The sequence below is a fragment of the Flavobacterium zhoui genome, assembly GCF_042787235.1.
GTDB lineage: Bacteria > Bacteroidota > Bacteroidia > Flavobacteriales > Flavobacteriaceae > Flavobacterium > Flavobacterium zhoui.
This window is the reverse complement of the sequence record NZ_JBHZPY010000033.1, coordinates 1-1,887: the sequence shown is the minus strand read 5'-3', so window position 1 is coordinate 1,887 and position 1,887 is coordinate 1. Positions and strand designations below refer to the sequence as shown.

Annotated in this window: 2 protein-coding genes; both read right to left on the bottom strand. The window is 29.0% G+C overall.

Annotated features, from left to right (window positions below):
* Nucleotides 1–179 precede the first annotated feature (179 nt).
* Nucleotides 180–1,076 carry an alpha/beta hydrolase gene (locus ACFX5F_RS16185; RefSeq protein WP_379853055.1) on the bottom strand — a complete coding sequence of 299 codons (897 nt, stop codon included), beginning with the start codon at nt 1,074–1,076 and terminating at the stop codon, nt 180–182.
* A gap of 67 nt (nt 1,077–1,143) precedes the next feature.
* Entirely contained in the window at nt 1,144–1,734 is a 591-nt protein-coding gene (locus tag ACFX5F_RS16180; RefSeq protein WP_379853054.1) for a Crp/Fnr family transcriptional regulator, read from the bottom strand.
* Nucleotides 1,735–1,887: the final 153 nt, after the last annotated feature.

Genomic DNA, 1,887 nt, shown 5'->3' with positions numbered 1-1,887 from the left:
ACGAAAAAAACCAAGCAGAAAACACTCCAAAAAAAAGAGGACCCTAAATCCTCTTCACATTCTCTCTCAAAACTTTACGATAACTCCATAGTGTTAACGGACGTACAATCGGTTCCGATCAACCCGGGTTTCATTGTTCGTGCTGCGCACGCAACGAATCCCTAGCTGTTGTGCGAAGATTATTCTAATTTACATATTTTTTTAATTTTACTGGATATTTCTTTTGAATAATATTGCAATGCTTCAATATGTGCTTTATCTACTTGATAAAACTCTTTTGGCTCATTTGCATTTTTAAATATCTTTTCACCCATATAATAAGGAACTTTTTTATCCTCTTTGCTATGAATTATTAATAAGGGTTTCTTAAATTTCTTTATTTCATTTTTTGTACATATTCCTTGTTTTACAATATTTCCAATTACTGGAACTGTATAAACTGCTTCGTCTCTGTGAGAAGAGAAACCAGCTTCTAAAATCATTCCTTCAATTTTACTTTGTTGCTTGACACCTACAATTGTAGCTAAATGAACGCCATAAGATTGCCCATATAACAATATTTTTGGTTGTTTAACATCTTTACGGTTTAAAGTGTAGTCGAATGCGGAATACGCATCTTCCACAACAGAAACTCTTGTTGATTTCCCTTCAGAGTACCCAAAACCGCTATAATCAAATGTGAAAATTTGAAAACCAAATTTGGTAAGTGGGGATATTGCCCTATGATGATATAATAAATTACCTCCGCTTCCGTGAAAATGTAATATTGTGCCAATTATTTTTACATTTTTAGGCTTAAGCATCCAGCCATTTAATTTATTTCCATTAGAACTTTTAAATATTACACTTTCAATTGAATAACCAAAATCAACAGTGTCTTTGTTTCTTTTTAGAAAAGTTGGCTGTAAAGTTATTGTGTCCATCTTCACAAATGTTGTGTCAGTTCCAACAGTTACAGAAAAATTACTTTTAGGAAGTTTATAAGGACGAAAGAATGTGAAGTTAAAGGCACACGAACTTAATGTGAATAAAATTGCTATTGTAAAAACAATTTTTATTTTTTTCTGAATCTGCATATTTATGATTTTAAAAAATCAAAATTAAACTTTATGAATTTTATTAAATGACACATTTATGACAAACTCATTTTGCATTTAGTTTTTTTCTAATCCGAGTTAAAGATTGTCTCTCAATTCCCAGAAATGAGCATAAATGAGTTATTGATATTCGATTAATTAAACTTGGATTTTGTTTTATGAAATTTAAATATCGACTTTCTGCGTTTTGAAAAAGAAAACTTTCTATGCGATTTTGTTTATTTACTAAAATTGCTTCAGCTATTTTTCTTCCATAGTTTTCAAAATTTTTAAAGTTCAAATAAGCATCTTGTATTGTCAAAAATGAAATGTTTACTAAAATACAAGGTTCTATGCATTGTATGTAAAATTTAGTTGGCTTTTGAGTTATAAAAGCACTGTAATCGGCAATATATTCATCTTCTTTAATGAATTGTATAGTAATCTGATTTCCTTTTTCGTCAATGTAAAAACTTCTTAAAAGACCTTGATATAAAAAACTCATCTCATTTTGGACTTGGTCTTTTTTTAGGTAAAATGTTTTGTTTTTCAATTCAGAAATAGTAGTTCTTTCTGCAATAAAATTTAACTCTTCTTTTGTTAAACTTGGGCATACTATTTTATATGAATCAAGATACTTTTGGATTGCATTTGTCAATTTCTATTTTTTAGTCAGTTCGGTTTAATTTTCGCACAACGTCAGTTCGTCTAAAAACCTCTACACGAACTCTATTTGTTTAATCAGTGAGTAAATATATGAGATTTAAACTACAATTAAAATTCTTTTTAAGAAAAGTGACTTTCTCTTTCT